Source organism: Brachyspira sp. SAP_772, assembly GCF_009755885.1.
Lineage (GTDB): Bacteria > Spirochaetota > Brachyspiria > Brachyspirales > Brachyspiraceae > Brachyspira.
In genome coordinates, this window is sequence record NZ_VYIX01000199.1 from 1 (window position 1) to 676 (window position 676).

At 26.8% G+C, this 676-nt stretch carries 1 protein-coding gene; it reads left to right on the forward strand.

Translation table 11 applies throughout. The features are described from left to right. Positions 1–645: lactate utilization protein (locus tag GQX97_RS13520; RefSeq protein ID WP_232473426.1), on the forward strand; the 645-nt coding region annotated here is incomplete at its 5' end. Between the last annotated feature and the right edge of the window lie 31 nt (positions 646–676).

Sequence of the window (676 nt, forward strand, 5' to 3'; positions counted from 1 at the left end):
TTTATGGAGTTTTTTATGACTATTCAAGAAGAGTATTTTAAGAATTTATCTAATATATTAAAAATAAATTTCAATAAAAAGGGTTTTGCTTTTGATAGTTTTTCAAATAAGGAAGAGGCTAAAAAGTTTTTGTTATCTCAAATAAAAAAAGATGATGTTATAACATTCGGYGGAAGTACTAGTRTTAATCAGATGGGCATATTAGAAGATTTAAAAGATTATAAAAACTTTGTAGACAGAAACAATAAAGAATTAAAAACAGAGGCAGAGATTAAGGCATTTACTGCTGATGTATATTTATGTTCTGCTAATGCTTTGAGTAAGAATGGAGATGTTATCGCTATAGACGGAGGCGGAAATAGGGTTTCTGCTATGATTTACGGACCAAAAAAAGTATATTTAGTTGTTGGAAGAAATAAGATTGCTAATACTCAACAAGATGCATTAAAGAGAGCTAAAGATTTTGCTGCTTCACAAAACTCTATAAGATTTAAAGTAAATAATCCTTGCAGTGTGGGTGATATGGTTTGTAATGAGAATTGCAATATAGAWGAAAGRTTATGTGCTTATACTGTTATTATAAATAAATGCCATATAAAAAAYAGAATACATATATTATTTATAGATGAAGAATTAGGTTTTTAATTTATTACAAATTATAGTGCTTTTAAGTTTA